25 protein-coding genes and 1 pseudogene are annotated in these 26,519 nt (G+C 75.3%); 14 read left to right on the top strand and 12 right to left on the bottom strand.

Annotation, left to right across the window (positions count from 1 at the left end; all coding sequences use genetic code 11):
* Window positions 1-1,214, top strand: a 1,214-nt coding sequence (locus AA75_RS01855; RefSeq protein ID WP_033817898.1) for a leucyl aminopeptidase, incomplete at its 5' end; no start/stop codon positions are given.
* 350 nt (window positions 1,215-1,564) lie between these two features.
* Here the strand turns inward: AA75_RS01855 and AA75_RS01860 are convergent.
* The 7 genes from AA75_RS01860 to AA75_RS01890 all read right to left on the bottom strand — a co-directional run bounded on the left by AA75_RS01860 (window position 1,565) and on the right by AA75_RS01890 (window position 7,275).
* Window positions 1,565-3,136, bottom strand: a complete 1,572-nt coding sequence (locus tag AA75_RS01860; RefSeq protein WP_051811579.1) for an MFS transporter — start codon at window positions 3,134-3,136, stop codon at window positions 1,565-1,567.
* A complete protein-coding gene (locus tag AA75_RS01865; RefSeq protein WP_033817899.1) occupies window positions 3,133-3,687 on the bottom strand; it encodes a TetR/AcrR family transcriptional regulator in 555 nt (184 codons plus the stop codon). Before AA75_RS01865 ends, AA75_RS01860 begins: the two co-directional genes overlap by 4 nt.
* A gap of 130 nt (window positions 3,688-3,817) precedes the next feature.
* Window positions 3,818-4,213 (bottom strand): cell division protein SepF, encoded by a 396-nt coding sequence (locus AA75_RS01870; RefSeq protein ID WP_051811581.1) that lies wholly within the window; start codon window positions 4,211-4,213, stop codon window positions 3,818-3,820.
* Between the two features lie 269 nt (window positions 4,214-4,482).
* Entirely contained in the window at window positions 4,483-4,998 is a 516-nt protein-coding gene (locus AA75_RS01875) for a DinB family protein (protein ID WP_033817912.1), read from the bottom strand.
* Window positions 4,999-5,147: 149 nt separating this feature from the next.
* Entirely contained in the window at window positions 5,148-6,038 is an 891-nt protein-coding gene (locus tag AA75_RS01880; protein ID WP_368666543.1) for an SDR family oxidoreductase, read from the bottom strand.
* 8 nt (window positions 6,039-6,046) lie between these two features.
* The gene (locus AA75_RS01885) at window positions 6,047-6,574 is read right to left on the bottom strand and encodes a hypothetical protein (protein ID WP_051811584.1); all 528 of its coding nucleotides are present in this window, start codon (window positions 6,572-6,574) and stop codon (window positions 6,047-6,049) included.
* Between the two features lie 155 nt (window positions 6,575-6,729).
* Window positions 6,730-7,275 carry a MarR family winged helix-turn-helix transcriptional regulator gene (locus AA75_RS01890; protein WP_051811587.1) on the bottom strand — a complete coding sequence of 182 codons (546 nt, stop codon included), beginning with the start codon at window positions 7,273-7,275 and terminating at the stop codon, window positions 6,730-6,732.
* Window positions 7,276-7,437: 162 nt separating this feature from the next.
* On the opposite strand from AA75_RS01890, the gene AA75_RS01895 reads away from it, so the two are divergent.
* On the top strand, window positions 7,438-7,797 hold the full coding sequence (locus AA75_RS01895) for a DUF2568 domain-containing protein (RefSeq protein WP_063794260.1): 360 nt from the start codon (window positions 7,438-7,440) through the stop codon (window positions 7,795-7,797).
* On the opposite strand, the gene AA75_RS01900 is transcribed toward AA75_RS01895, so the two are convergent.
* From AA75_RS01900 to AA75_RS01910, 3 genes and pseudogenes are all read right to left on the bottom strand, one after another.
* On the bottom strand, window positions 7,787-8,533 hold the full coding sequence (locus AA75_RS01900) for a TVP38/TMEM64 family protein (RefSeq protein ID WP_233288879.1): 747 nt from the start codon (window positions 8,531-8,533) through the stop codon (window positions 7,787-7,789). The genes AA75_RS01895 and AA75_RS01900 overlap by 11 nt on opposite strands.
* Before the next feature lie 124 nt (window positions 8,534-8,657).
* A pseudogene (locus AA75_RS01905) lies at window positions 8,658-9,563 on the bottom strand (deoxyribonuclease IV); the annotation flags it as partial.
* 61 nt (window positions 9,564-9,624) lie between these two features.
* Complete coding sequence (locus tag AA75_RS01910; RefSeq protein ID WP_033817902.1) at window positions 9,625-10,815, bottom strand: MFS transporter; 1,191 nt, start codon at window positions 10,813-10,815, stop codon at window positions 9,625-9,627.
* Window positions 10,816-10,929: 114 nt separating this feature from the next.
* Here AA75_RS01910 and AA75_RS01915 point away from each other — a divergent pair, with 114 nt between their 5' ends.
* The 8 genes from AA75_RS01915 (at window position 10,930) to AA75_RS01950 (ending at window position 19,584) form a co-directional block, all read left to right on the top strand.
* Entirely contained in the window at window positions 10,930-12,126 is a 1,197-nt protein-coding gene (locus tag AA75_RS01915) for an ROK family transcriptional regulator (RefSeq protein WP_033817903.1), read from the top strand.
* 112 nt (window positions 12,127-12,238) lie between these two features.
* The gene (locus tag AA75_RS01920) at window positions 12,239-12,655 is read left to right on the top strand and encodes a molybdopterin-binding protein (protein ID WP_199520241.1); all 417 of its coding nucleotides are present in this window, start codon (window positions 12,239-12,241) and stop codon (window positions 12,653-12,655) included.
* 88 nt (window positions 12,656-12,743) lie between these two features.
* Window positions 12,744-13,448: a glycerophosphodiester phosphodiesterase gene (locus AA75_RS01925; RefSeq protein ID WP_033817904.1), complete on the top strand. Its 705-nt coding sequence runs from the start codon at window positions 12,744-12,746 to the stop codon at window positions 13,446-13,448.
* Between the two features lie 20 nt (window positions 13,449-13,468).
* Complete coding sequence (locus tag AA75_RS01930; protein ID WP_051811589.1) at window positions 13,469-14,548, top strand: winged helix DNA-binding domain-containing protein; 1,080 nt, start codon at window positions 13,469-13,471, stop codon at window positions 14,546-14,548.
* A gap of 243 nt (window positions 14,549-14,791) precedes the next feature.
* The gene (locus tag AA75_RS01935) at window positions 14,792-17,158 is read left to right on the top strand and encodes a SpoIIE family protein phosphatase (protein ID WP_368666544.1); all 2,367 of its coding nucleotides are present in this window, start codon (window positions 14,792-14,794) and stop codon (window positions 17,156-17,158) included.
* Between the two features lie 129 nt (window positions 17,159-17,287).
* Window positions 17,288-18,418 carry an AI-2E family transporter gene (locus AA75_RS01940; RefSeq protein WP_063794262.1) on the top strand — a complete coding sequence of 377 codons (1,131 nt, stop codon included), beginning with the start codon at window positions 17,288-17,290 and terminating at the stop codon, window positions 18,416-18,418.
* Window positions 18,419-18,499: 81 nt separating this feature from the next.
* Window positions 18,500-19,042, top strand: coding sequence for a GNAT family N-acetyltransferase (locus AA75_RS01945; RefSeq protein ID WP_033817921.1), 543 nt, complete (start codon window positions 18,500-18,502; stop codon window positions 19,040-19,042).
* Window positions 19,039-19,584, top strand: coding sequence for a flavoprotein (locus tag AA75_RS01950; RefSeq protein WP_033817922.1), 546 nt, complete (start codon window positions 19,039-19,041; stop codon window positions 19,582-19,584). The genes AA75_RS01945 and AA75_RS01950 overlap by 4 nt, the downstream gene beginning before the upstream one ends.
* Before the next feature lie 23 nt (window positions 19,585-19,607).
* Here the strand turns inward: AA75_RS01950 and AA75_RS01955 are convergent, their stop codons facing one another.
* Window positions 19,608-20,567, bottom strand: coding sequence for an alpha/beta hydrolase (locus AA75_RS01955; RefSeq protein ID WP_233288880.1), 960 nt, complete (start codon window positions 20,565-20,567; stop codon window positions 19,608-19,610).
* Between the two features lie 260 nt (window positions 20,568-20,827).
* Here AA75_RS01955 and AA75_RS01960 point away from each other — a divergent pair, with 260 nt between their 5' ends.
* The 3 genes from AA75_RS01960 to AA75_RS01970 all read left to right on the top strand — a co-directional run bounded on the left by AA75_RS01960 (window position 20,828) and on the right by AA75_RS01970 (window position 24,583).
* Window positions 20,828-21,613: a spermidine synthase gene (locus AA75_RS01960; protein WP_051811595.1), complete on the top strand. Its 786-nt coding sequence runs from the start codon at window positions 20,828-20,830 to the stop codon at window positions 21,611-21,613.
* 99 nt (window positions 21,614-21,712) lie between these two features.
* Window positions 21,713-22,561: a class I SAM-dependent methyltransferase gene (locus tag AA75_RS01965; protein ID WP_033817906.1), complete on the top strand. Its 849-nt coding sequence runs from the start codon at window positions 21,713-21,715 to the stop codon at window positions 22,559-22,561.
* 414 nt (window positions 22,562-22,975) lie between these two features.
* A complete protein-coding gene (locus AA75_RS01970; RefSeq protein ID WP_033817907.1) occupies window positions 22,976-24,583 on the top strand; it encodes an ABC-F family ATP-binding cassette domain-containing protein in 1,608 nt (535 codons plus the stop codon).
* A gap of 103 nt (window positions 24,584-24,686) precedes the next feature.
* On the opposite strand, the gene AA75_RS01975 is transcribed toward AA75_RS01970, so the two are convergent.
* A complete protein-coding gene (locus AA75_RS01975) occupies window positions 24,687-25,493 on the bottom strand; it encodes a carbon-nitrogen family hydrolase (protein ID WP_033817908.1) in 807 nt (268 codons plus the stop codon).
* Window positions 25,494-25,661: 168 nt separating this feature from the next.
* Here AA75_RS01975 and AA75_RS01980 point away from each other — a divergent pair, with 168 nt between their 5' ends.
* The gene (locus AA75_RS01980) at window positions 25,662-26,435 is read left to right on the top strand and encodes an SDR family NAD(P)-dependent oxidoreductase (protein WP_033817909.1); all 774 of its coding nucleotides are present in this window, start codon (window positions 25,662-25,664) and stop codon (window positions 26,433-26,435) included.
* Window positions 26,436-26,519 lie beyond the last annotated feature (84 nt).

Raw genomic sequence — 26,519 nt, forward strand, 5'->3', positions numbered from 1 at the left:
ACCGGCGGCTCGCCGTCCGGGCCGGCGCGCTCGACCTCGGGCAGCTCGCGGAGGGTTACCTGCTCGGCGGGTACCGCTTCGCCGGGTACCGCAGCGGCGGCCTTCCGGCGCCCGACCAGCGGGTCGACGTGCTGGCCGGGCCGCAGGAGCAGGCACGGGCGCAGGCCTCGCTGTTCACCGGCCGCCGCCGTGCCGAGGCCGTGCTGCTCGCCCGCGACCTGGTCAACGAGCCGGGCGGGGTGCTCACCCCGCGCACCTTCGCGGAGCGGGCGGCGAAACTGGCCGCCGGGGCCGGTCTGGAGTGCGAGGTCTGGGACGGCGAGCGGATCGCGGCCGAGCGGCTCGGCGGGCTGCTCGGCGTGGCCCGCGGCTCGCTGGAGCCGCCCCGGCTGGTCCGGCTCGGCTACCGGCCGGCCGGTGCGGGTCCGGCCGGTGCGGGTCCGGCCGGTGCGGGGCCGGGGGGCCGCCGGATCGCCCTGGTCGGTAAGGGTGTCACCTTCGACGCGGGCGGCCTCTCCCTCAAGCCGAACGCCCAACTCGCCGACATGAAGGCCGACATGGCGGGAGCGGCGGCCGTCCTGGGGGCGATGTCGGTGCTGGCCGACCTGCGCTGCCCGGTGGCGGTGGACGGCTGGCTCCCGCTCACCGAGAACATGCCCAATGCCGATCCGACCAGGATCGGCGACGTCCTGCGGATGCGGGACGGCACCACGGTGGAGATCCGCAACGCGGACGCCGAGGGCCGGCTGATCCTGGCCGACGCGCTGCTGCTGGCGGGCGAGAGCGGGCCGGACGCGATCATCGACCTCGCCACCCTCACCGACGCGGCCGCAGTGGCGCTCGGCCGCCGGATCGCCGCCCTGATGGGCAACGACCGGGCGCTCACCGAGCGGGTCATGGCGGCGGGCGAACGCGCCGGCGAGCCCAACTGGCCGCTGCCGCTGCCCGACGCGTACCGCGGCCAGCTCGCCTCCCGCGTCGCCGACCTGGTCAACTACACCATCGGCACCCGGCACGGCACCGCACTGCTGGCCGGGCTGTTCCTGAGGGAGTTCGTCCCGCCCGGCGTCCCCTGGGCCCACCTCGACATCCAGGGCACCGCCCTGGCCGACGGCGACGAGGGCGAGTGGACGGCCGGCGGTACGGGCTTCGGGGTCCGCACCCTGATCGAACTGCTGCTGGAGGTGGACGCGGACCCAGGGGCGCAGCGGTAGCGCCCGCCGGCGGTTCCGGGACGCGCGCAGCCGGGCACCCTCCCCCAGGGGGTGCCGATGGCCATCGACGGGGACGGCAAGGCGTACGGCGAGGATGACGGGGACGGCGGACCGGACGATCCGGCGGCGCGTTCGGCCGGGCGGATCATCGCCCTGCTGTGCGGGCTGTCCGCGGTGGGGGTGATCGTCGGCTGCGTGGTGGGTGTGCTGGTGTTCGGGCTGTTCGCGTGGACTTCGTCCACGACACGGTGGCCGCGATGTGGCCGGTCGAGGCACGCTGAGCCGGCCGGCCGACGGGTGGGCCGGCCGACCGGCGTCTCCCGGCAGCCCGGGGTGGGCCGGCCGACCGGTCAGGCGTCGACCCGGTCGGCCGCCGCCCTCGGCCGGGCCGTCGACGCGGCCCCGCCGCGCGGGCGCCGTGGGCGCAGCAGGTACCAGGACAGTGCGGCCGAGAGCAGCAGCAGTCCGGCCGCCAGCCAGGCGGAGGTGTTCATGCCCTGGACGAAGGCGTCCTTCGCGCTGTGCAGCAGCTGCCCGCCGCTCTGCGCCGGGAGGGAACCGGCCGCCTCCACCGCGCCGCCGATGGACTCGGCGGCCCGGGCGGCGGTGTCCGGGTCCGTCCCCGCGGGGACGGCCACGGTGCCGCTGTAGATCGCGGTGAGCACCGAGCCGACCAGCGCGATGCCGAGCGCGGTGCCCAGCTCGTACGCGGTCTCCGAGACGGCGGAGGCGGCGCCCGACTTGTCGGCCGGGGCGGCCCCGAGCACCAGGTCGGAGGCGAGCGTGTAGACCACGCCCTCGGCGGTGCCGACCGCCAGGAAGGAGGCGCCGAGCAGCAGGTAGGTGGTGTCCTGGTGGACCAGGCCGAGCAGGCCGATCCCGAGGCCCATCGCCAGCAGACCGGTGGTGAGGGCGGCGCGGTGGCCGAACCGGCGGGCGAACCGGGCCGTCAGCAGCCCGCCGACGACCGCTCCGACGAAGGCCGGCATCTCCGCGATCCCGGCGGTCAGCGGGCTGAGGCCCCGGACCAGCTGCAGGTACTGCGACATGAAGAAGATCACGCCGCTGAGGCCGATCAGCGCGGTCAGCGAGGCGACCACGGCTGCCGTGAACCGCGGTTCGGCGAACAGCCGCACGTCCAGCAGCGGGGTCTCCAGCCGGAGCTGGCGGCGGACGAAGACGGTCAGGGCGGTGACGCCGACGGCGAAGACCACCGGTACCGGCCACTGGCCGAGCCCGTGCGCCGCGGCCTCCTTGATCGCGTAGACCACGCCGATCACGCCGACCATGGAGAGCGCCACGCTCAGCACGTCCCAGCGGCCGGGCTTGGGGTCCTTGGACTCCGGCAGCAGCCAGGCACCGAATACCAGCAGCAGCGCGAGCACCGGCAGGTTCAGCAGGAAGACCGAGCCCCACCAGAAGTGCTCCAGCAGCACCCCGCCGACCAGCGGGCCGAGCGCGGCGCCCGCGGTGGCGCCGGCACCCCAGATGCCGATCGCGGTGGCCCGCTCCCGGGCGTCCGGGAAGAGCGTGCGGATCAGCGAGAGGGTGGACGGCATGATGGTCGCGCCGGCCACGCCCAGCAGGGCGCGGGCCAGGATGAGCCAGCCAGGGGTGGGCGCGTACGCGGCGAGCAGGGAGGCGGCGCCGAACGCGGTGGCCCCCGCCAGCAGCAGCTTCTTGCGGCCGATCCGGTCGCTCAGGGCGCCCATGCTGACCAGCAGGCCGGCCAGGACGAAGGAGTAGATGTCGCCGATCCACAGCAGCTGCGTGCCGCTGGGGTCGAGGGTCTCGCTGATGGAGGGGATGGCCAGCGACAGCACGGTCGCGTCGACCGCGACCAGGGTGACGGCGAGCACGAGCACGCCGAGACCGGCCCAGCGACGCCGGGCGCCCGCGTGGGTGAGGGGCTTGCCGGTCATGAGTTATCAGGTCTCCTGAGAGCGCCGCCGAGAAAGAGTTCGGCGAGCGAGTGGGCACTGTCACGGGGGGCGAGGCGTCCGTCCTGGACGGCCCAGCCGACGCCCGCGACGAGGTCGAAGAAGGCTTCGCTGAGCCAGCCGGCCGAGAGTTCGATCCGGAACACGCCCTCCTGCTGGCCGCGCAGGAAGAGCGCGCGGACCCGGGCGTCCTGGATCTCCCAGAGTTCGTTGATCCCCGGGTCGTCGTAGAGCTGGTTCTCGCCGGCCAGGAGCGCGCAGAGCGCGGCGTCCGGGACGACGGCGTCGATCAGGCGTCTGAGCGCGGCCTGCGCGTCGCCCTCCTCGATCATCGCGGTGTCGAGTGCGGTGGCGAACCGGCGCAGGCCGAGCGTGCCGACCTCGCGGATCAGTGCCTCCCGGCCGGGGAAGATCCGGTGCAGGGTGGCGCGGCTGATGCCGGCCGCCCTGGCGATCTCGTCCAGGTGGGCGGTGGGGCGGCGGGAGAGCACGCCGACGGCGGCTTCGAGCACGGAGTCACGGTCGGTTGCCATGAATCGAGTGTAGAGCAACTGAGACATCGATGTCTCATGAGATTGCCGGCCGACTCAGCCGACCCGGCCCCGGGCAGCAAAAAACCGGGGACGGCGGGTGCCGTCCCCGGTGGTACCGCTCGGGGCGTGGTCAGCTCTGGTTGTAGAAGCCGGTGTCGTCGAGCGGGCGGTCGATCACCGTGACCTCGACCTCCGCCGGTGTGAGCAGGAACACCCGGCGGGCGATCCGCTCGATCCCGCCCCGGGTGCCGAAGATCAGACCGGAGGCGAAGTCGACCATGCGCTTGGCCTCGGCCTCGCTCATCTCGGTCAGGTCCATCACGACCGGGACCGAGGCCCGGATGTGCTCGCCGACGGTACGGGCGGACTCGAACCCGGTCGGGCGCAGCGAGACGATCTTGGCGGGTGCGGGCACCGCGTTCTGCAGGGTCTCCTCGGAGTCCCACGGTTCCTCGTACACCGCGGCCGGGTAATTCCCGGAGGGCATCAGCCACCCGTTGTGGTGCTCGTCGCGAAGTGCTCCCATGCCGCGCCTCCCTGTCCCGTCCCGTACGCGTCCCCCGGGTTTCCGTGCCTTCTTGACACGTCATCCACTTGTTGGAACTGTCCGAGTATCGCATTGATCACCGGTCTGGTGCCCGCTCGCGACCGCCGGACGGGTTGTGGCGAGCGGGAAATCCGTGATTGTCCGGATGATCCATGCGACGCCCCAGGTCCGCCGGTGGTTGCGCGCGTAGACCATATCGGTGTGCGTCAGGCCTTGGTTGACTATCTGTCAACAATCATGTAACGGGTTCACTCGCCGGTGGCGCCGTCGATCCGCTCGCGGAGCAGATCGGCGTGCCCGTTGTGCCGGGCGTACTCCTCGATCATGTGGATCAGGATCCACCGGAGCGTCACTTCCTCGCCCCGGCGCAGGCCTTTGCCCACGGCGTCGAGCGGCACGCCGGCCGCGGACCGCCGGGCCAGCTCGACCTGCTCCCGCCAGGCGGCGAAGTCGGCGGCCACGTCGCCGGTGGCCACGTTGTCGAAGTCGCCGTCCGGGTCCTCCTTGGTCCAGTACAGGCCCTGCTCGCCGAGGTCGACCCCGTCGAGCACGGCCTGGAACCAGTGCCGCTCGACCTCGGCCATGTGCCGGACCAGGCCGAGCAGCGACAGCGAGGACGGCTCCACGGAACGCTCACGCAGCTGATCGTCGGTCAGGCCCTCGCATTTCAGGGCGAGGGTGGCGCGGTGGTAGTCGAGCCACGAGTGCAGCATCGCGCTCTCGTCGGCGGCGAACGGGGGGTCGATCCGGGAAATGGTCGTCATGCCCGTCATGATGCTCGCCGCTTCCCGGACCGGCCAGCAGTTTTACCGGACGGCCTTTCCGGCATCCCGTTCCGACGCCCTGCCGGGGTCCGTCCGGAGTTCTTCCGGACTCCTTCCGGGGCCCTTTCCGGCACCGTCGCCGGACATCTTCACCGGGTATCCCTGGCGGGTCCCGGCCGGAACGCCCCGAGGTGCTCGTGCAGGAATGCCTCCAGGCTCCGCGGCGGTCGGCCGAGTATCCCGGCGACCGTGGTGGTCGGCGTCTCCGGCCGGTCGACGGCCAGTTGCTGGATCTCCGCGACATGGGCGGCCAGCCAGCCCGGCATCCCGGCGTGTTCGAGCAGGTGGCGGCGCAGGCCCTCGGCACCCAGGTCGAGGTGGCGCACCGGGTGGCCGAGCAGAGTGCCCAGCAGGTGCGCCAGTTCGGGGTGGCTGTAGGCGCGGTCCCCGGTCAGGGTGTACGTCCGTCCCGCCAGTTCCGGCCGGGTGAGCACGGCGGCGGCCACATCGGCGATGTCCCGGCAGTCCACGTAGTTGCAGGGGGCGTCGGCCATCGCCCCGTACAGCACACCTCGTGCCGCGATCTCCGGGCCGAGCAGCAGCAGCTTCTGCATGAAGGCGTACGGGCGCAGCAGGGTGTGCGGCAGGCCGGACGCGAGCAACTGCTGCTCGACGGCGTGGTGCCAGCGGGAGACCGCGACGGGGGAGTCGGCGCCGACGCCCGGTGCGGAGAGCTTGACCACGTGCCGGATTCCGCTGCGGGCGGCGGCCTCGACGGCGTTGCCCTCCAGGGCGGCCTGGGCCGGGCTGTTGGCCATGGTCAGGAAGAGCTGGTCGGCGCCCTCGAACGCGGCCCGCAGCGTCACGGGATCGGCGGCGTCCGCCGCCCGGATCTCGACGCCGGCGGCGGGTGAGCCGCCGGTGGGGGAGCCGAGGCGGGCCCGCAGCCGGGCGGGGTCGCGGGTCAGGGCGCGCACGGGGACGCCCAGGGAGGTGAGGCGGTGCAGGAGTGCGCTGCCGGTGGATCCGGTGGCTCCCATGACGACGATCATCGGTGGTCCTCTCGGGTCGGGATCTCCCCGGTCGGGGAGAGCGGGAGTGCTGTCGGGCCCGGGACGGTCCGGGTCCGTTCGGCGCTGCGCCAGCGCCAGCTGACGATGGCGGCCGCAGGCGCCGCCGCGATCGGCAGGTCCAGCTGGAGGCGGCCCGCCCAGGGGGCGAGGTGTGCGGTGGTCCAGACGTCGAACGGGCCGGTCGCGAGCTGGGCGGCGAGGGCGGCGACGGCGCCCGCGACCAGGGCGGAGCCCGCTGCCAGCAGGGGCCGTGGCACGGTCCTGGCCCAGCGGCGGCCCGGCGCGCGGCGGCTCAGCCAGCCGCCGGTCAGGGCCGTGGACAGGGCCGAGGTGCCGGCGATCGAGGTCCAGGCGGCCAGGGTCAGGCCCGGCTGCCCGCTGATCAGGCCGCCGGCGCCGGCGCTCAGCGCGGGCGCGGCGTAGCCGACCAGCACCTCGCGGCGGAGCCGGAAGCGGGGCGGCACCGGCCGCCGGCCGGGTGGGGCGTCCCTGCGTTTTCCCATGGGGTTCCTCCGGGTGTTCTCGGGGTGTTGCTCGGGGTGTCGCTCGGCGGGCCTGCGGGTCGAGCAGGCGATCTAATTAGGTGCCTAACTATATGGGCGTGAAAGGCTCCGGGCCGGGCTCCGGCCGGGTGGACGTGGTGCGGCCGGGGCCCCGGTTACGGTTCGGTCAGCGCCCCGATGCCGCGGGTGATCCGGGCCAGCAGGTCCAGGAAGACCGCGCGCTCCTCGCGGGTGAGCTCGCCGACCATCGCCTGGAGCCGGTCGAAGTGGTCGGGCGCCAGGTCGCGCAGTCGCTGCGCCCCGCGGGCGGTCAGCACCACCACGGCGCCGCGGCCGTCCTCGGTGGAGGGGCGCCGGACCACCAGTCCGTCCCGCTCCAGCGCGTCCACCAGCCCGGTCACCGTCGCCCGGGACACCCCGAGGCCGGCTGCCAGGCGGGAGGGCGACTTCTCGCCGCCGCTGTCCTCCAGGTCGGCCAGCAGCCGGTAGCGTCCGGTGGACAGCCCGTACCGGGCGAAGTGCGTCTCGGCCGCCTGGCCCAGCCGCGCCCCGGCCGACATCAGCCGGACCGCGACCAGGACCGCCTGCGGGTCCGCGTCCAGGCCGTAGTGCCGCAGCTGGCGGCGGGCCTGGTCGAGGGTCGGCGACTCCTCCTCGGGAGTGCCCGGTGTGCCCGGTGCGTCCGGGGTGCCCTTGCTCATGGCAAGTAATATGGCAGCTAACCAGTTGGCGGGTCAAGCGCGTGGGGCCGGGGGCCTGCGGTGAGCCGGTGCCGGTGGCCCGCAACCCGTGGTGCGCCCGGCGCGCAGCTCCTAGGATGGCCCGCGTTCCGGCCGTGGCGGCCGGGGACGGGGGCGGGCACTGTGCGTGCGGTACTGCGGGGAAGCAATCTGGCGCTCCGGCTGCTGCTGGAGCTGGCCGCGCTGGTCGCGCTGGGAGCGGGCGGCTACCGGGTGGACGGCCCGTTGGCGGTGCGGGTCCTGCTGGCGGTGGCGCTGCCGCTGGCGGCCGCGCTGCTGTGGGGCAGGTACGCCTCGCCGAAGGCGACCGTGCGGTCGGCGCCGGCCTGGTACCTGACCCAGGTGCTGGTGTTCGGCGGTGCGGTGGCGGCCCTGGCGTTCGCCGGCCGGCCGACCGGAGCGCTGGTCCTGGGCGTGGTGATGGTGGCCAACACGGCGGTGCTGCGGGCGCTCGGCGAGTGGCACCCCTCGATCAGGCGGTAGCGCGCTCCGGGACGGCCGGGACATCGGGGACGGGCGTGGCCGGGTGGTGCGCGGCGTCCCGGGCGGCCGAGGCGCGGGCGGCCGCCCTGGCCCGCCACAGGGTCACCACGGTGAGCACGCACATCAGCACGATCAGCGCGCTGGAGATCAGGAACGCCGGGGAGCCCGGCGAACCGGCGCTGGCCCCCGCCACCACGTACGCCGCGGTGCCCGGCGCCACCCCGAGCGCGGTGGCCCAGGTGTACGGCCAGAACCGGACCCCGGAGACCGCGCAGCCGAAGTTGGCCGCCTGGAACGGCACCCCGGGGACGATCCGCAGCAGCAGGACGCTGCGGAACCCCTGCTCGGTCAGCCGGCGGTCCAGCGAGGCCAGCACCTTGGTCCGCAGGAACGGGCGCAGCGCGTCCCGGCCGAGCGCCCGGCCGAGCCAGAAGGCCAGCACGCCGCCGAGGGTGGTCGCGGCGATGGCCATCGTCAGGCCCTCGCCGACGCCGAGCAGCAGGCCGGCCGCGGCGTTCAGCGCGGGCTTGGGGACGAACGCCAGCGTGCCGACGGCGTACGCCGCGATGGCGACCGGCAGCCGCCAGGGGCCGGTGGCGCCGGCCAGGACCGCGGCCGGGTCCCAGAGCAGCAGCGAGCCCGCCAGGGCGGCCAGGATGGCCACCAGCAGCGCGAGCCGCAGCCGGACGGCGCGGTCGAGTGGCGGGAGGGCGGGGAGGCCGGGGAGCTTGGGCACGGGGACGAGCCTAGCCAGCGGTCCGGGCGGCGGGCCCACGCAGGTGGCCGGTGGGCAGGCTGTCGGTCCGTGGGGCGTCGCTCGGTGGCCCGTCGTCGCTCGGTGGCGCGTCGGTGCGCAGCGGCCCGTCGGTGCGCAGCTCCTTGAGGCGGGCGATGTCGGCGGCGTGCCGGACGCCCTCGACCCGGTCGGGGTCGTGGCGGCCGTCCGGGGTCTCGATGACCAGCGGGACCCCGGCCGTCGCCGGGTGTGCCATCAGCACGCGGAACGCCTCGGCCCCGATGTGGCCCGCGCCGATGTTCTGGTGCCGGTCCTTGCGGGCGCCGACCACGTCCATCGAGTCGTTGGCGTGGATCAGCCGCAGCCGCCCCGGTCCGGCCGCCGCCACCAGCTCGTCCAGCATCGCGGCGACGCCGCCCGGCTCCGCCAGGTCGTGCCCGGCCGCGAAGGCGTGGCAGGTGTCCAGGCAGACGCCGACCCGCGGGTGGTGCTCCAGCGCCTCGAGGTACGGGGCGAGGTCCCCCATCCGCGAGCAGAGCGAGCTGCCCTGGCCTGCGGTGGGCTCCAGCAGCAGCCAGGGGACGTCCTCCCCGCGCCGGTCCAGCTCGTCCAGCAGCGGCAGCACGTCCGCGCGGACCTGGGCCAGTGCGGCCGGCCGGCCGCCTTCGCACAGGGCCGAGCCGGTGTGCACCACCACGCCCAGCGCGCCGATCGCGTGCCCGCGCAGCAGCGAGTGCCGCAGCGATTCGGCGGAGCGTTCGCGGGTGGCGGCCGAACCGGAGCCGAAGTTGATCAGGTAGGGCGCGTGCACGTACGCGGGGACGCCCTGCTCGGCGCAGGCCGCGCGGAACGCCTCGTCCTGGGCCGGGTTCCCGGCCGGGGTGGCCCACCCGCGCGGATTGGCGACGAACACCTGCACCGCCTCGGCGCCCACCTTCGCGGCGTACGCCAGGCCGGTCCCGGCCAGGCCGCGCCCGGCGACGGGGACATGGGCGCCGATCGGGTTGCGGGGGACGGCTGCGCTGCTCACCGGGGGAGCATCGCACGGCGGGCGGCGCCGGTGGGAATCGCGGGCGGCCGCCGGTCGCGGTTCAGCCGGCCCGTTGGAGGTCGGCCGCCGGCTCGGGTTCCGCCGCCGGGCGCTGCCGCAGGGCCGGGGCGCTCGCGACCAGGGCGGCGCACAGGGCGGTCACCACGGCGAACGAGACGGTCAGCGAGCTGGCCTGGGCGATGCCGCCGACGATCGCGGGGGCGACCAGCCCCGAGGTGTAGGTGATGGTGGCCACGCCCGCGATGGCCTGGCTGGGGTTGCCGCCGGCCCGGCCGGCGGCCGCGAAGGCGAGCGGGACCACCACGGCGATGCCGATCCCGATCAGGCCGAACCCCGGGATGGCGAGGTACGGGGTGCGGGCGAGGACCACCAGCAGGCCGCCGGCGGCCGCGAGGGCGCCGCCGAGGCGGACCGTGCGGACCGGGCCGAGCCGCCGGATCACGGCGTCGCCGGCCAGCCGGGCGGCGGCCATGGTGCCGGCGAAGGCCGAGTAGCAGGCCGCGGCCGTCCCGGCCGAGGACCCGGTGACGTCCCGCAGGTAGACGCCGCTCCAGTCCATCGAGGCGCCCTCGGCGAACACCGCGCAGAAGCCGACCAGTCCGATCGTGAGCGCGGCCCGCGGCGGCAGGGCGAACCGCGGCGGCGCCTGTTCGCCGGTGCGCGGCCGGACGTCCAGCAGTCCCGCGCAGACCGGCTGGGCCAGCGCCGCCAGGACCAGCGCGGTGATGGCGAACTCCAGGCGGGCATCCGTATGCCGGTGCGCCGCCAGCACGCCGAAGGCGGAGGCGACCAGTCCGCCGAGGCTCCACATGCCGTGCAGGCCGGACATGATCGACCGGCCGAGCCGCTCCTCGACCTCGACCCCCTGGGCGTTCATCGCCACGTCGGCCATCCCGGCCGTCGCCCCGTACAGGAACAGGGCCAGGCACAGGGCGGGCAGGTCGGGGGAGAGGGCGGGGACGGCCAGCGACAGGCACCACAGGGTGAGCAGGCCGCGGACGGCGGCCCGGGCGCCGTACCGGTGCACGACCCGCCCGGCCAGCGGCATCGCGAGCGAGGCACCGACCGCGGGCAGCACCAGGGCGAGGCCGAGCCGGCCGGGGCTGAGGTCCAGGTGGTCCTGGATCCACGGGATGCGGGTGACGAAGGTGCCGGTGACGGCGCCGTGCACGGCGAAGACCAGGGCGATGCTCGCCCTGGCCCGGCGGACGTCCTTCAGCTGCTGCCCCATGTTCCCTGGCCCTCCCCGTTCCGGCTGTGTTCCCACGGTGCCACCGGCCCGCCGGCGCACCGATAAATTATCAGGAAGGGACCCTGATAGAAACCTCTGGAAGGATGCAGCTTCATGACCATCGCGCGTACGGCCACCCCGAGCACCGCCCGCGCCATCAACGACCGGCTGGCCCTCGACCTCCTGCTGGAGCGGGGACCGCTCACCGCGTCGGAGCTGCGCAGCCTCACCGGCCTGTCCCGGCCCACCGTCGCCGACCTGCTGGAACGGCTCCAGCGGGCCGGCCTGGTGGCGCCCGCGGGCGAGAGCGCCCAGCTCCGGCGCGGCCCCAACGCCCGGCTGTACGCCCTGGTCGCCGACCGTGCCCACCTGGCCGCCATCGACGTCCGCGCGACCGGCGTCACCCTGGCCGTCGCCGACCTCACCGGCCGGACCCTGGCCACCGCCGAGATCCCGGCCGGCCCCGGCGAGGAGGACTTCGCCGCCCGCACGGTACGGGCCCTGCTGGCGGCCGCCGCCGAGGCCGGCGCCGACCGGCTGCACACCGTCGCGGTCGGCGCCCCCGGCCTGGTCGACCCCGCCACCGGTGCGCTCAACAACTCCGGCAACCTGCCGCGCTGGCACACCGAACTGCTGGCCGCGCTGCGGGCCGGCGCCGGCGGCCCCGCGCTGGACGGCGCCGAGGTGATCCTGGAGAACGAGGTCAACCTGGCCGGCATCGCCGAACACCGGCTCGGCGCCGCCCGCGACCGCGACACCTTCGCGCTGGTCTGGCTCGGCCACAGCGTCGGCGCCGCCGTGGTGCTGGACGGCCGGCTGCGCCGCGGCGCGTCCGGCGGCACCGGGGAGATCTGCTTCCTGCCGGTCCCCGGCACCACCGCGCTGCCCAGCGCCACCGGCTGCGAGGGCGGCTTCCACTCCCTGGTCGGCAGCGTCGCGGTGGCCGAACTGGCGCAGCGCCACGGGCTGCCGGTACCGGCCGCCACCGGGCCGGTGCGGCGCGCCGAACTCCTGCTGCGGGACGCCGTCGCCGCCGGGGAGGCGGCCTTCCTGGACGAGCTGGCCGAGCGGATCGCGATCGGCGCCGCCGCGATCTGCGTGGTCCTCGACCCGGGGTGCGTGGTGCTCGGCGGCGAACTGGGCCGGGCCGGCGGCGCCGACCTGGCGGCCCGGGTCGAGCGGCGCCTCGCCCGGTTGTCGCCGTTCTCCACCGAGGTGCGGGCGGGGACGGCGGGCGGCGGCGCGGTGCTGGCGGGCGCGCTGCTGACGGCCGGTGACGCGGTGCGCCGGGACCTGTTCGGCGGCGAGTGAGGAACACCCGGACGGCGGGTGGGCGACCCGCGAGGTGACGGTGCGTCGCCAGGCCGTCCCCCGGTAGGGCAGGATGGCGGCGACAGCCTTCCGATCACCGCAGGAGCGCACCATGGCCCAGCCCCACCGGCCGGTCCACTCGTACCGCATCGGCGAGGCCGCCGCGATGCTCGGCGTCAGCGCCGACACCATGCGCCGCTGGGTGGACGCGGGCCGGGTCGGCGCCGAGCGCGACGAGCACGGCCACCGGATCGTCCCCGGCGCGCAGCTCGCCGCCTTCGCCCGTGAGCTGGCCAGACCGGAGAACGCCGCCGCCGAGGGCCGCCCGTCCTCGGCCCGCAACCGCTTCCCCGGCATCGTCACGGACGTGGTGCTCGGCGACGTCGCCGCCCAGGTGGAGATCCAGGCCGGACCGTTCCGGGTGGTCTCGCTGATCAGCCGGGACTCCGCGGAGGAACTCGGTCTGGTGCCCGGCGCCCCCGCCATCGCGGTGATCAAGTCGACCAACGTCGTCATCGAACGCGCCTGAAGGTGCCCGACCCGCCCTCGACCTGGCCCGACCGGCCCTGCCCCGGGCCCCGAACGCCGCCCCGCCCGAGCCCCGAGGAAGGCCCGCCATGAGCCGCGTGCTCGCCGTCGCCCACCGCGGCGACCCCTACCGCCACCGCGAGAACACCGTCCCCTCGGTGCTGTCCGCCTTCGCCGCCGGGGCCGACGCCGTCGAGGTCGACGTCCAGCTCACCCGTGACGGCGTCCCCGTCCTGCTGCACGACCCGACCCTGGAACGCCACTGGGGCGACCCGCGCGCCGTCGCCCGCCTCACCCTGGACCAGCTCGCCGACCTCGGCAGCCCCGGCCTGCGGGTGCCGACCCTCACCGAGGTGCTGAAGGCCACCGACGCGATACCGGCCGGGCGGCTGCTGATCGACCTCGACACGGCCGGCCCCGCGGCCGCCACCTGGGAGGCCGTCACCGGGTTCGGCGCCGAGGACCGGGTGGCCTTCTGCGGACCGGTCACCGCGATGCTCGCCATCCGCGAACTCGCCCCCGCCGCGGAGGTGGCACTGACCTGGAAGCAGCTCACCCTGCCGGTCAGCGCCCTGCTCGCGGACCTTCGCCCGCACGCGATCAACCCGCCGTTCGGCCTGGTCGACGAAGGGTTCACCGCGGCCGCGCACGGCGCCGGCCTCACCGTCTCCACCTGGACCGTCGACCTGCGCCGCACCATGCGCCGGATGCTGCGGGCCGGGGTCGACTCCCTCACCTCCAACCGGCCCGCGCTGCTGCGCTCGGTGATCGACCGCGCGGCCGGCCACCGGTGAGTGCCGCGGGTCAGGAAGAGATGGGCCCCCGGGAGCTCGGCCGCGCCCTGCTGGCCCGCCAGCACCTGCTCGAACGCTCCGGCGCGGACCCGCTCGCGATGATCCGCCACCTGGTCGGCCTGCAGGCCCAGGCGGCGCCCGAGCCGCCGTACCTCGGTCTGCTGTCCCGGATCGAGGGCCTGCGGCCCGAGCACCTCACCGCGCCGATCGAGGACCGGCGGGTGGTCCGGATCGCCCTCCAGCGCGGCACCATCCACCTGGTCACCGCCGAGGACTGCCTGACGCTGCGCCCGCTGCTGCAGCCCGTCCTCGACCGGGGCTTCGGCTCCAACTGGGCGAAGCGGCTGCCCGGCGTCGACCTGGACCGGGTGACGGCCCGCGCCCGCGCCCTGGTCGAGGCGGAGCCGATGACCTTCCAGCACCTCGGCGCGGAGCTGGCCGGGCACGAGCCGGGGGCCGACCCGGCCGCGCTCGCCCAGGCGGCCCGCTGCCGGCTGCCGCTGGTCCAGGTCCCGCCGCGCGGGCTGTGGGGGCGTGGCGGACCGGCCGCGCACACCACCGCCGAGCACTGGCTCGGCCGCCCGCTGGACCCCGCGCCCGCGCCCGACGCGATGGTGCTGCGCTACCTGGCCGCGTTCGGCCCGGCCGGCCCGGCCGACGTGCAGAAGTGGTGCGGACTGACCGGACTCGCCGCCGTCCTGAAGCGGCTCGCCGCGCAGCTGGTCACCTTCCGCGACCGGGCCGGCCGGACCCTGTACGACCTGCCGGACGCGCCGCGCCCGGACGCCTCGGTGCCGGCGCCCGTCCGGCTGCTCGCCCCCTTCGACAACCTGCTGCTCTCGCACGCCGACCGCACCCGGGTGCTCCCCGAGGAGTACCGCCCGCGGATCATGACGCAGAACGGCATCGTGCTCGGCTCCGTCCTGGTCGACGGGCAGGTCGCCGGGGCCTGGAGGACCGGGGACGACGGGGTGCTCCGGGTCCGCGCCTTCACCCGGCTCGGCCGGGCCGACCTGGCCGGCGTCGAGCGCGAGGGCGCGCGGGTGCTGGCCTTCGGCGGCGACGACCGCGGCCGGGTCGCGGTCGAGCAGGACGGCTGAGCGGGGCGGCACCCGGTACCCGCGGCTGGCCCCCGACTGCAGGAGCCCCGGCCGCCGTCAGCTGCCTGCGACCCTCCGCCGCCGCCGGCCGGCGGCTGCGGCTCCGGTACGGCACCACGAGGAGCCCGTGGCCGCACCCCACCGGTGCCTCCCGTGGACCGGCAGGGCTGTCCGGGGGAGGGGCCGCCGCCCCCGCCCGGGGCCGGCGGTGGGTCGGGCAAGCTTGGTGGTAGAGGTGGTGACGTGGCACATGATGATCCGCTGATGGTCGTGGACGCCGTCGGCACGCTGGCCCGGTGGAGCCGGCGGGCGGAGGAGCTGCTGGGGTACCCGGCGGGCGAGGTGCTGGGCCGGCCGGCCACCGTGCTGGCGGCGGAGCCGCCCTCCGCCGCCGACGGGCAGGGGCGACCGGCCAGGGCGGTGCTCCGGCACCGCGACGGCCACCACGTCGCCGTCGACCTGCGGGTACGGCCGACGCCGGCCCCCGGCGGCGGCCTGGCCTGGGCCGTCAGCCGGATCCCCGAGGGCACCACCGCCGGGGACGGACTGCGCGAGGCGCTGCTGGACGCGCTGTTCACCCGCTCCCCGGTCGGCCTGCACCTCCTCGACACCGACCTGCGGATCGTCCGGGTCAACACCGCCACCCGCAACCTGCGCGGCGTCCCCGAGGAGCGGATGATCGGCCGCCTGCTCATCGACGCGTACGACGTCGAGGACGCCCGTGCCCTGGAGCGGATGCTGCGCAGCGTGCTGGCCGACGGCCAGCCGGTGCAGGGGCTCCTGGTCCGCGTCCGGCCCGAGTCCGACCCCGAGCGGATCCGGTCGGCGGACGTCTCCGCGTTCCGCCTGGAGGGACCGGACGGCGAGGTGCTGGGCGCGGCGGTGACCGCCGTGGACGTCACCGAACGCGAGGCCTCCCGGACCCGGGTCCGGACCCTCGACCGGGTCCGCGAACGGGTCGGCCGGACCCTGGACACCGTGATCACCTGCCAGGAGCTGGCCGACGCCCTGGTGCCGGGCTTCGCCGACCTCGCCGTGGTCGAGGTGGTGGACGCCGTGGTCCGCGGCGACGAGCCCCCGCTCGGCCCGCTCGGCCAGGACGTACCGCTGCGCCGCGCCGCCTACCAGGTCCGGGCCGGCATCACCGACGCCCCCGCCTACCCGGTCGGAGACGTCCGCACCCTGCCCTGGCCGACCCCGTACGCGCAGAGCGTGGCCGACCTGCGGCCCCGGCTGACCTCGCTCGGCCCCGACACGCCCTGGCTGGCCATCGACCCGCGCCGGGCCGAGGCGATCCGGGCGTCCGGCGCCCACAGCCTCATCTCGGCGCCGCTGGTGCTGCGCGGCACCGTCCTCGGGCTGCTCAGCCTCTACCGGGCCGAGCTCCCGCCGTTCGAGCAGCAGGACGTCGACCTCGCCCTGGACCTGGCCGCGCACACCGCGCTGTGCATCGACAACGCCCGCCGCTTCGCCCGCGAGCACACCATCGCCGCCACCCTGCAGCGGCGCCTGCTGCCCACCGACTCCACCGAGCGGGCCACCGTCGAGTCGGCCCACCTGCACGTGCCCGGCGGGGGCGGCGGAGGCTGGTTCGACACCATCGCGCTGCCCGGCGCCCGGACCGCTCTCGTGGTCGGGAACGTCTCCGGCAGCGGCATCCACACCGCCACCACCATGGGGGAGCTGCGCACCGTCATCCACACCCTGGCCGCCCAGGACCTGGAACCCGACGAACTGCTCGCCCGCCTCAACGACACCACCGTCCACCTGGCCGCCGAACGGGCCGGCCTGCCGTCCGGCGACCCGCTGCACCGCGAGCCGCTCTCCGCCACCTGCGTGTACGCCGTCTACGACCCGGTCACCCGCAACTGCACCATCGCCAGCGCCGGGCAGCCGGCGCCGGTGCTGGTCTCCCCGGACGGCACGACGACGGTCACCGAGGTGAGCGGCGGGCCGTCGCTGGGGAGCACCGACGAGGAACCCTTCCCGATCGCCGTCGTCACCCTGGCCGACGGCAGCGTCCTCGCCCTCTACACCCCGGCCCTGCTGGCGGCCGGCCCGGCAGCCGCCGGTCCCGGGGCGCTGTGCCGCGTCCTCGACGACCCGGCGGCCCCGCTCCAGGACCAATGCGACCGGGCGCTCTACGGCCTGCTGGGCGGCCCCGGGCAGGGCGCCGCCCCGGCCGGTGACGCGATCCTGCTGCTCGCCCGGACCCACGCCGTCGACCCGGGACTGGTCGCCGACTGGCTGCTGCCCGCCGACCGCAAGGCCCCCGCCATCGCCCGGGCCCACGCCCGTGACCGGCTCGCCCGCTGGGGTGTGGACGAGGAGACCGGGTACGCCGCCGAGCTGATCGTCAGCGAGCTGGTCACCAACGCCGTCCGGTACGGCGAGCCGCCGCTGTCGCTGCGGCTGATCAAGGACCGGGCGCTCAGCTGCGAGGTCCACGACGCCGGGGCGACCGCACCCCGGCTGCGGCACGCCAGGACCATCGACGAGGGCGGCCGCGGCCTGTTCATCGCCGCCCAGCTGGCCCGCAGCTGGGGCACCCGGTACACCGCCGACGGCAAGACCGTCTGGACCGAGCAGCCGCTGCCGCCACCCGCCTGACCGGCCCCCGTCCGAGGGGCGCCACCCGATCGCACCGGACGCGCCACGGAACGGGTCAATTCGGGCGGATCGGCTGATCATCTGCTGAGATCGGTCGATCGGGACTGGCCGGCCAACGCGGAGGTGCCCATGTCGGCGGAGCCCCCGCCCCCCACCCCGGCGGGCGGCCCGGCCCAGGACGACCGCCGCCCGTACCGCTGGCTGCCGCCCGCGGTCCGGGCCACCGCCGCCTGGTCGGCCGCGGTGATCCTGTTCATCGCCGTGGCCGCCCTGGTGGTCTACGCCTTCGTCGCGCTGCGCGCCGCCACCGTCCCGCTGCTGCTCGCCCTGCTGGCCACCGCCCTGCTCTACCCCGCGGTGCCCTGGCTGGTGCGCCACGGCCTCGGCCGGGCCGCGGCCGCCGGCCTGACCTGCGTGGTGCTGGTGCTGGGCGTCCTCGGCGTGCTCGCCCTGCTGGTCAACTCGCTGGTGCACAGCGCCCCGCAGATCGCCACCGCGCTGCAGGACGCGGGCGCGCGGATCGCCTCCTGGCTCGGCCCGTTCGGCGACAAGATCCAGCACGCCCTCCAGCAGGCCTCCGGCTCCGGCAGCCGACTGGTCAGCTCGCTCGCCGACGGCGTGGTCTCCGGCCTCGGCCTGGCCACCCAGGTCGCCACCGGCGGTGTCCTCGGCCTGGCACTGGTCTTCTTCTTCCTGCGCGACGGCCACCGCAGCCCCGACCTGGTCCGCTCCTACCTGCCCGGCGAGGCCGCCGAGAAGGTCATCGCCTGCGGCCGGCAGGCCTTCGACGCGATGGCCGGCTTCATGCGCGGCACCACCCTGATCGCGCTGATCGACGCCACCTTCATCACCATCGGCCTGGTGGCCCTCGGGGTCCCCGGCGCGGCCGGCCTCGGCGCCCTGGTCTTCCTCGGCGCCTACATCCCGTTCATCGGGGCCTTCCTGTCCGGCTCCGCCGCCGTCCTGGTCGCCCTGGCCGACGAGGGCCTCGGCACCGCACTGTGGGTGCTCGGCGTGGTGCTCGCGGTCCAGGCGATCGAGGGGAACATCCTCCAGCCCGTCATCCAGAGCCGCACCGTCGAACTCCACCCGGCCACCATCATGATCGCAGTGGTGGCCGGCTCCGGCGTCGCCGGCATCATCGGCGCCCTGCTGGCGGTACCGCTGAGCGCGGCCGCCCTCGGGGTGGTCTCCGTGCTGCGCGGCACCGCCGGCACCCGCCGGCGCGGCGGCGGCCCGCCCGGCCCCGACCAGGGCTGATCCGGACCCGACCAGGGCTGATCCGGCCGGGGCCGGCAATTCGCTTGCGGTCGTGCCGTGGCCTTCGGTACCACTGGCCGCATGATGCAAGGCGAGAAGGTCACCCTCCGGGCCCGCACCGAGGCCGACGTCCCGATCCTGCACGGCGACCTCTACGACGACGTGCTGAACCGCTGCCGCGACAGCGCGAAGCCCTGGCGGCCGGTCGCGGCCGGCCCGTACTCACCGTTCACCCCGGCGGCACCGGCCGACACCTCCGCGGCGTTCTCCGTGGTCGAGGCCGCCACCGGCGAGCTCGCCGGCGAGGCCAACCTCTGGGGCATCGACCTGCACAACCGGGTCGGCCACCTCGGCCTGTCACTGCGCCCCGCCTTCCGCGGCCGGGGCCTGGGCACCGACGTCGTCCGGGTGCTGTGCGAGTACGGCTTCGCCGTGCGCGGCCTGCACCGGCTGGCCATCGAGACGCTGGCCGACAACGCCGCCATGCGGGGCGCCGCCCGCAGCGCCGGCTTCGCCGAGGAGGGCACGCTGCGCGCCTCCGCCTGGGTGTACGGCGAGTTCATCGACGAGGTGTACTTCGGCCTGCTCGCCGACGAGTGGCGGTCCGCCCGGGGCCGCGCATGACCGGCGGCCGGGCACCCTTCCTGTACGTGGTGGTCTGCGCGGCCGGGGTGGCCGAGGGCGTCGGCACCCTGATCGGCGCCGCACAGCGGGAGGGCTGGCAGGTCGGGGTGGTCGCCACGCCGCCGGCGCTCGCCTTCATCGACCCGCAGGCCGTCCAGGAGCTCACCGGCCACCCGGTCCGCTCGGCCTGGCGGCGGCCCGGGGACCCCAGACCGCTGCCGCCCGCCGACGCCGTCGCCCTCGCCCCGGCCACCTTCAACACCGTCAACAAGTGGGCCGCGGGCATCTCCGACACCCTCGCCCTCGGCATCCTCTGCGAGGCTCCCGGCCTCGGCACGCCCGTCGCCGTCCAGCCCTGCCTGAACACCGCCCAGGCCGCCCACCCGGCCTACCGGGCCAACCTGGACACCCTGCGCTCGATGGGCGTGCTGATCGGGACCCAGCCGCCGGTCACCGGCAAGGAGACCGCCGGCCGCACCTTCGACTGGACCGAGCCGCTCACGCTGCTGCGCCCGGTCCTGGACGCGCGCCGCGACGTCTGAACACGTGCGACGGCGAGGGCGGCTCAGCCCTGCGCGGCCGGGAAGTACGCGTCGAGCCAGCGGTCCAGCTCGGCGAAGACCTGCTCCCGGACGGGCGGCGCGGACAGCACCAGGTCGTGCATGCCGCCCTCGATCCGCACGGTGGTGACGTGGCGGCCGAGCCGCGGCGCCAGGGCGGCGATGTCGTCGGCGCGCAGCACGGCGTCGGTGTGCAGCAGCGCCGGGTCCCACTTGTTGGTCACGGTCGACGCGGTCGAGGCCATCAGCAGCACCGGGCAGTCGATCTGCAGCCCCTGCCGGACCTGGCGGTGGCCGCGCTGGATGGCGGCCAGCCAGCCCGCGTACAGCGGGAAGCCCTCGGCGGGCTTGAGGGTGAGGTCGAAGTCCCAGCTGCCGCGGTGGTCGCGGTGCAGGCTGTGCACGTAGTGCGGGTTGAGCGGGGCCGGCAGCTTGCGGGTGGCGGCGAACCGGCCGAGCGCCTCGAGGGCGGGGGCGCCCAGGGTGCGGACCGCGGGCGCGGCCGGCATCGACAGGAACGGACTGTTCAGGAACAGCCCGTCGACCAGGCCGCGCCCGGCCCGCCGGGAGGCCCACAGGGCGGCCGCCAGACCACCGGTGGAGTGGCCGTTGACCAGCAGCCGGGTGTGGCCGTCCTGCTCGCGGATGATCCGGACCGCCTCGTCCAGCTCCTCGTCGTACGCGGTCAGGTCGCGGACGAAGTTCGGGGACTGGTGCGGCCGCAGCGAGCGGCCGTACTTGCGCAGGTCCAGGGCGTAGAACGAGAACCCGGCCGAGACGAAGTGGTCGGCGAGGTTGGTCTGGAAGAAGTAGTCGGTGTACCCGTGCAGGTAGAGCACCGCGCGGGTGGCACCGGGCACCGGCCGCCGGACCAGGGTCGCCGTGACCGGCCCCTCCTCGTCGGCGGTCAGCGGCAGCTCGGCCGCCTCGTACGGGGTACCCAGGATGTCTTCTCGGAACTCCACGTCTGCCGCACCCATAATCTCTGCCTCGACCTGCCGTGACGGGGGACCAGCTGCCCTGCGAGCACGACCATACCGGTCGGTAGCCCGGTGCGTGGCGCCGGCCGGGCCACCGGGGCCTATGCTGCCGTCATGCCGAGACCAGCCGCCGCGGGGACCCGCCGTGACCTGCCCCGCCGAGCCCCGGCGACCACCGCGTGAGCGCCTCCGCGCCCGAACCCCGCCCGGTCGAACGGGCGGTCGGCCTCGGCACCGCCAAACTCATGCCCGACCTCGACCGGGACGGCGGCTGGCTGCTCACCCTCGACGGCACCCCGCAGTCCTACGTCGACCTGGCGGACCCGACCCACCTGGAGTTCGAGTACGTCCGCCGCCTCGCCCACCTCGCCGACGCCATCGCCCCGGCGGGCCGGCCGCTGACCGCCCTGCACCTGGGCGGCGGCGCCCTCACCCTGCCCCGCTACCTCGCCGCGACCCGGCCCGGCTCCCGCCAGCGGGTGGTCGAGGTGGACGGGCCGCTGGTGCGCTTCGTCGCCGACCTGCTGCCCTGGCCGGACGGCATCGAGGTCACCGTCGGCGACGCCCGGGCCGCCCTCGCCGAGGCACCCGCGGCCGCCGCGGACCTGCTGGTCGCCGACGTCTTCCACGGCTCCCGCACCCCGGCCCACCTGACCACCGTAGAGTTCCTGGAGCTGGCCGCCGCCGCTCTGCGCCCCGGCGGCTGCTACGTGGCCAACCTCGCCGACGGCCCGCCGCTGGCCTTCGCCCGGGCGCAGGCCGCGACCCTGCGCCGGGTCTTCCCGTCGACCTGCCTGATCGCCGAGCCGGCCGTCCTGCGCGGGCGCCGCTACGGCAACATCCTGCTGGCCGGCTCCACCGGCGAGCTGCCGGTCCGGGAGCTGAGCCGCCGGGTGGCCGCCGACCCGTTCCCCGCCAGGCTCGCCGACGCGGACGAGCTCGCCGGGCTCGCCCGGGGCGCCCGCCCGGTCACCGACGCCCACGCCGAGGACTCGCCGCCGCCGCCCGACGGCGCCTTCAGCGTGGGCTGACCCGGCCCGACCGCGGACGCCGCGCCCGGGCGGTGCACGGCCGGGCGCCCGCGCGGATGTCAGAATGCCGGGGTACCGGACGGGTGGAGGAGCGGGGACATGACGGACGATCAGCCGACAAAGGTCAAGGCCGACCTGGCGGACGTGCCACGGACCGCGCTGTGGACCCTCTACCAGCGTGCCGTCGAGGCCCGGCGGCCCGACCGGATCCTGCACGACCCGAAGGCCGTCGAACTGGTCGACCGGATCGACTACCCGTTCGCCGAGCGGTTCGGCACCAGCGCCGTCCAGGCCCAGCTGCAGGCGCTGCGGGCGTCCTGCTTCGACCGTGAGGTGCTGGACTTCCTGGCCCGGGAGCCGCGCGGCACGGTGGTCTGCCTGGGGGAGGGGCTGGAGACCCAGTACTGGCGGGTCGACAACGGCCGCGCCCACTGGCTGACCGTGGACCTGCCCGAGGCGGTGGAACTGCGCGAGCGGCTGCTGCCGCCCGGCCCGCGCCAGCGCTACCTCGCCGCCGACGCCACCGACCTGCGGTGGGCCGAGGAGGTGGACCGCAGCCGTGAGGTGCTGATCACCGCCCAGGGCCTGCTCATGTACCTCCGGCCGCCGCAGGTGAAGGCCCTGATCGCGGGCTGCGCGGAGGCCTTCCCCGGCGCGACCTTCCTGCTCGACGCGGTGCCGCGGTGGTTCGGCGCGCTGTCGGTCCGCGGCCGGCTGCGGACCGGCAGCTACCAGGCGCCCCCGATGCCGTGGGCGATGGACGCGGACGAGCGGGCGAAGCTCCGTACCGCCAGTGCGGCAGTGGCCGTGGTGCGGGACGTCCGGCCGGCCGGCGGGCGAGGGGCGGTCGGCGCCCTGCTGCCGTTCGTGCTGAGGGTCCCGCCGCTGTCCGTCTACCGTCCTTCGGTCACCGCCCTGGAGTTCGCGGGCCGGGCGGCGCAGCCGTAGCCGGACGGCATTCCGGACGGTGATCCCCGGGCGGACACGGTCGGCGCGGGCAGCTTCGGTGCTGCCCGCGCCGATTCGCGTCCGCGCAGGTCGAGTCGGTGACCGGGGCCCGTTCCCGGCGCCGCGCGGGGCGGGTTGCGGCGGTGGATCCGGGCGGAGCCGGAAATCGGGGGAGCGGATCCGGGGAGATAGGTATACGCTGTAGAAGAACTGCCGCCGTTCATTGGAGAAGGCCGTTGCTCTTCTGAGGTCATGTCACGCCGCACCCCCGTCGGTGCGTGCCGCGCTCCCGCCGACGGGCCGTCAGGGCCCGCCGTACGACAGCCGCTCCCCGTGGAACCACCGGGGGCCGGCGATGTCGCTCCGTGATCGCCGCCCCGCCGTGCCGGGGCCCATGACTCCTCAGGAGGCTCCATGTCCATGGCCAACACTTCCGTCGTCTGCTCCGAGCTCACCTTCGCCTGGCCGGACGGAACCCCCGTCCTCGACGACTTCTCCCTGGTCGTCGGGTCCGGCCGGACCGGCCTGATCGGGGTGAACGGCTCCGGGAAGTCCACCCTGCTGCGGCTGATGGCCGGGGAACTCACCCCGGCGAGCGGCTCGGTCAAGGTCACCGGCGAGCTGGGCTACCTCCCGCAGACCGTCGTCCTCGACGCCGAGGTCCGGGTCGAGGAGCAGCTCGGCATCGCCGGGATCCGCCGCGCACTGAACGCGATCGAGGCCGGCGACACCCGTGAGGAACTCTTCACCGTGGTCGGCGACGACTGGGACGTGGAGGAGCGCGCGCGGGCGACCCTCGACCGCCTCGGGCTCACCCACGTACCGCTGGAGCGCCGGATCGGCGAACTCTCCGGCGGGGAGTCGGTCCTGCTGTGCCTCGCCGCGCAGTTCCTGCGCCGCCCCGACGTGCTGTTCCTCGACGAGCCGACCAACAACCTCGACCTGGAGGCCCGCCGCAGGCTCTACGACGCGGTCGCCGCCTGGAAGGGCTCGATGGTGATCGTCAGTCACGACCGCGAACTGCTCGACCTGGTGGACCAGATCGCGGACCTGCGGGACGGCGAGGTGCGCTGGTTCGGCGGCAACTTCGCCGAGTACGAGCGGGTCCTCGCCGTGGAACAGGAGGCGGCCGAGCGGATGGTGCGGGTGGCCGAGTCCGACGTCCGCCGGCAGAAGCGCGAACTGGCCGACGCCCGGATCAAGTTGGACCGGCGGGTGCGCTACGGCAACAAGATGTACGAGACCAAGCGCGAGCCCAAGGTGGTGATGAAGGAACGCAAGCGGCAGGCGCAGGTGGCCGCCGGCAAGCACCGCAACATGCACCTGGAGCGCCTCGAGGACGCCAAGGACCGGCTGACCGAGGCCGAGGAGGCGGTACGCGACGACCGCGAGATCCGGGTCGACCTGCCGGAGACCTCGGTCCCGGCCGGGAAGACCGTGCTCACGCTCTCCGAGGTGGAGCTCCGCTACGGCACCCGCGCCCACCTGGAGGTGCGCGGAGCCGAACGGATCGCCCTGGTGGGCCGCAACGGCGCGGGCAAGAGCACGCTGCTGCGGACCATCACCGGCGAACTGCCCGCCGTCGCGGGGGAGGTCAAGGTCGGCGTCCCGATGCGCTACCTGCCGCAGCGCCTCGACCTGCTCGACGAGCGGCTGACGGTGGCCCAGAACGTCGGCAGGTTCGCCCCCGAGGCCACCGACAACGCCATCCGGGCCCGGCTGGCCCGCTTCCTGTTCCGGGGCCGGCGGGCCGACCAGGAGGTCGGCACGCTCTCCGGCGGGGAACGGTTCCGGGCGACGCTCGCCGCGCTGCTGCTCGCCGAGCCGCCGCCGCAGCTGCTCCTGCTGGACGAGCCCACCAACAACCTGGACCTCGCCAGCGTCCGCCAGCTGACGCAGGCGCTCCGGGCCTACCAGGGGGCGCTCATCGTGGTCAGCCACGACGTCTCCTTCCTGCGGGACCTCGGGATCACCCGGTGGATCCGCGTCGACGGCGACACCTCGGACATCGATCCGCTGTGACGCCGCCGGCCGGCCCGTCCGGTCGCGTGCCCGTCCGTCCCACGGACACGCGACCGGACCGGCGGCCCGGGTCCGGGACCCCGCGGCCCGGGACCCCGCGGCCTCAGGCCGTCGGCAGGGGTGCGGGCAGGGGCAGTGCGAGGACGCGGTCGCGAAGGGCGGGGAAGTCCGCCCGGACGGTCCGGACCAGGGCGGGGTCGATGTCCACGGTGAGGACCTGCTCGGCGGCCCCCGCCTCCGCCACCACCTCACCCCGCGGGTCGACCACCAGGCTGTGCCCCGCCATCTCCACCCCGGCGTGGGTACCGGCCGTCCCGCAGGCGAGGACGTACGCCTGCGACTCGACGGCGCGGGCCCGGGCCAGCACCGACCAGTGGCCGAGCCGGGCCGCGGGCCAGCCCGCGCACAGCACCAGGAGTTCGGCGCCAGCGTCGACCAGGAGCCGGAACTGCTCGGGGAAGCGCAGGTCGTAGCAGGTGGCCAGGCCGAGCGTGGTCGGCCCGGCGGGCGCGGTGACGATCTCGCTGCCCGCCTCCATCAGCACCGCCTCGCCGCTGTCGAAGCCGAACCGGTGGATCTTGCGGTAGGTGCGCTGCAACTGCCCGTCCGGCCCCAGCAGCAGTGAGGTGTTGTGGAGCCGGCCCCGGTCGTCGCGTTCCACGATCGACCCGGCATGGACCCGGCTGCCGGCGTCGGCCGCGGCGGCGGCCAGCATCCGGAGGGTCGGACCGTCGAGCGGCTCGGCGCTCGCGGCGAAGTCGTCGAAGGAGAACGCGCCGACCGTCCAGAGTTCGGGCAGGACGACGAGGTCGGAGTCGGGCAGGCCGCGGACCAGGTCCGCGACGCGTCGGCGCCGGTCGGGGAGGGACTCGGCGGGGTCGACGTCGAGCTGGATGAGGGAGATGCGCATGGTGCCACCGTTCAGGGGTAGTCGGTGCGAGCGGTCCGCAAGGCGGTTACGGGATGGGTGAGTTGGCCCCGGGGAGCTGGCCTCGGGCCGGAACGCCGGTGGTCCCCGGCCCGGCGCCGGTGCGGACCTGCGCCCATGGATGTGATCAACGGATGAAAGACTCGGGGAATGGCTGATGAACACGGATTCCTGTCCGGCAGGACGGTACTGATCACGGGTGCGAGCAGCGGCATCGGCGCCGCCGCGGCCCGGGTCTTCGCACGCGAGGGCGCGGCGGTGGTGCTCACCGCCCGCCGTGAGGAGCGGCTCGCCGCCCTGGTGGACGAGCTGCGCGCGCAGGGCGCCCGCGCCGAGTACGTGACGGCCGACGTGACGCGCTCCCAGGACGCGGTGCACGCGGTGGAGTTCGCGGTGGAACGCTTCGGGCGGCTCGACGCGGCGTTCAACAACGCGGGCTACGGCGTCGGCCGGACACCGCTGCACCTGATGGACGACCAGGTCTACGACGAGATCATGGACACCAACGTCCGCGGGGTGTTCAACTGCCTGCGCCCGGAGATCGCCGCGATGCTGGCGGGCGGCACCGGCGGGGCGATCGTCAACACCAGCAGCACCGGCGGCCTGGTCGCCACCCCGGTCGCCGCGCCGTACGTGGTGTCCAAGCACGCCGTGATCGGCCTGACCAAGGCCGCCGCCGCGGAGTACGGCGGCCAGGGCATCCGGGTCAACGCGATCGCGCCCGGGACGACCCGCAGCGAGATGGTGGCCGACTGGTTCGCACAGAACCCGGGCGCCGAGGAGATGCTGCACCGGGCCACACCGCAGCCACGGACCGCCGAACCCGAGGAGATCGCCGAGGCGGCCGCCTGGCTGTGCAGTGAGCGCGCCTCCTACGTCACGGGCGCCACGCTGGCCGTCGACGGCGGATTCACGATCCTCTAGAACCCGTCCGGCAGATCTCGTCGGATCGGCGCGCGGCGTCGGGTGCCCGTCCGGGCGTGCGCCCGAGTCGGCCTCGTACTGGAC

The sequence above is a fragment of the Kitasatospora sp. MBT63 genome, from assembly GCF_000710465.2.
GTDB lineage: Bacteria > Actinomycetota > Actinomycetes > Streptomycetales > Streptomycetaceae > Kitasatospora.

Coding starts and splice junctions, on each gene's coding strand:
- AA75_RS01940 (WP_063794262.1), top strand. CDS start 17,288: ATGTCGGCGGAGCCCCCGCCCCCCACCCCGGCGGGCGGCCCGGCCCAG.
- AA75_RS01885 (WP_051811584.1), bottom strand. CDS start 6,574: ATGGGAAAACGCAGGGACGCCCCACCCGGCCGGCGGCCGGTGCCGCCC.
- AA75_RS01915 (WP_033817903.1), top strand. CDS start 10,930: ATGACCATCGCGCGTACGGCCACCCCGAGCACCGCCCGCGCCATCAAC.
- AA75_RS01910 (WP_033817902.1), bottom strand. CDS start 10,815: ATGGGGCAGCAGCTGAAGGACGTCCGCCGGGCCAGGGCGAGCATCGCC.
- AA75_RS01925 (WP_033817904.1), top strand. CDS start 12,744: ATGAGCCGCGTGCTCGCCGTCGCCCACCGCGGCGACCCCTACCGCCAC.
- AA75_RS01960 (WP_051811595.1), top strand. CDS start 20,828: ATGCCCGACCTCGACCGGGACGGCGGCTGGCTGCTCACCCTCGACGGC.
- AA75_RS01930 (WP_051811589.1), top strand. CDS start 13,469: ATGGGCCCCCGGGAGCTCGGCCGCGCCCTGCTGGCCCGCCAGCACCTG.
- AA75_RS01875 (WP_033817912.1), bottom strand. CDS start 4,998: ATGACGACCATTTCCCGGATCGACCCCCCGTTCGCCGCCGACGAGAGC.
- AA75_RS01880 (WP_368666543.1), bottom strand. CDS start 6,038: ATGGGAGCCACCGGATCCACCGGCAGCGCACTCCTGCACCGCCTCACC.
- AA75_RS01865 (WP_033817899.1), bottom strand. CDS start 3,687: ATGGCAACCGACCGTGACTCCGTGCTCGAAGCCGCCGTCGGCGTGCTC.
- AA75_RS01870 (WP_051811581.1), bottom strand. CDS start 4,213: ATGGGAGCACTTCGCGACGAGCACCACAACGGGTGGCTGATGCCCTCC.
- AA75_RS01975 (WP_033817908.1), bottom strand. CDS start 25,493: ATGCGCATCTCCCTCATCCAGCTCGACGTCGACCCCGCCGAGTCCCTC.
- AA75_RS01950 (WP_033817922.1), top strand. CDS start 19,039: ATGACCGGCGGCCGGGCACCCTTCCTGTACGTGGTGGTCTGCGCGGCC.
- AA75_RS01965 (WP_033817906.1), top strand. CDS start 21,713: ATGACGGACGATCAGCCGACAAAGGTCAAGGCCGACCTGGCGGACGTG.
- AA75_RS01970 (WP_033817907.1), top strand. CDS start 22,976: ATGTCCATGGCCAACACTTCCGTCGTCTGCTCCGAGCTCACCTTCGCC.
- AA75_RS01920 (WP_199520241.1), top strand. CDS start 12,239: ATGGCCCAGCCCCACCGGCCGGTCCACTCGTACCGCATCGGCGAGGCC.
- AA75_RS01860 (WP_051811579.1), bottom strand. CDS start 3,136: ATGACCGGCAAGCCCCTCACCCACGCGGGCGCCCGGCGTCGCTGGGCC.
- AA75_RS01980 (WP_033817909.1), top strand. CDS start 25,662: ATGGCTGATGAACACGGATTCCTGTCCGGCAGGACGGTACTGATCACG.
- AA75_RS01945 (WP_033817921.1), top strand. CDS start 18,500: ATGATGCAAGGCGAGAAGGTCACCCTCCGGGCCCGCACCGAGGCCGAC.
- AA75_RS01890 (WP_051811587.1), bottom strand. CDS start 7,275: ATGAGCAAGGGCACCCCGGACGCACCGGGCACACCGGGCACTCCCGAG.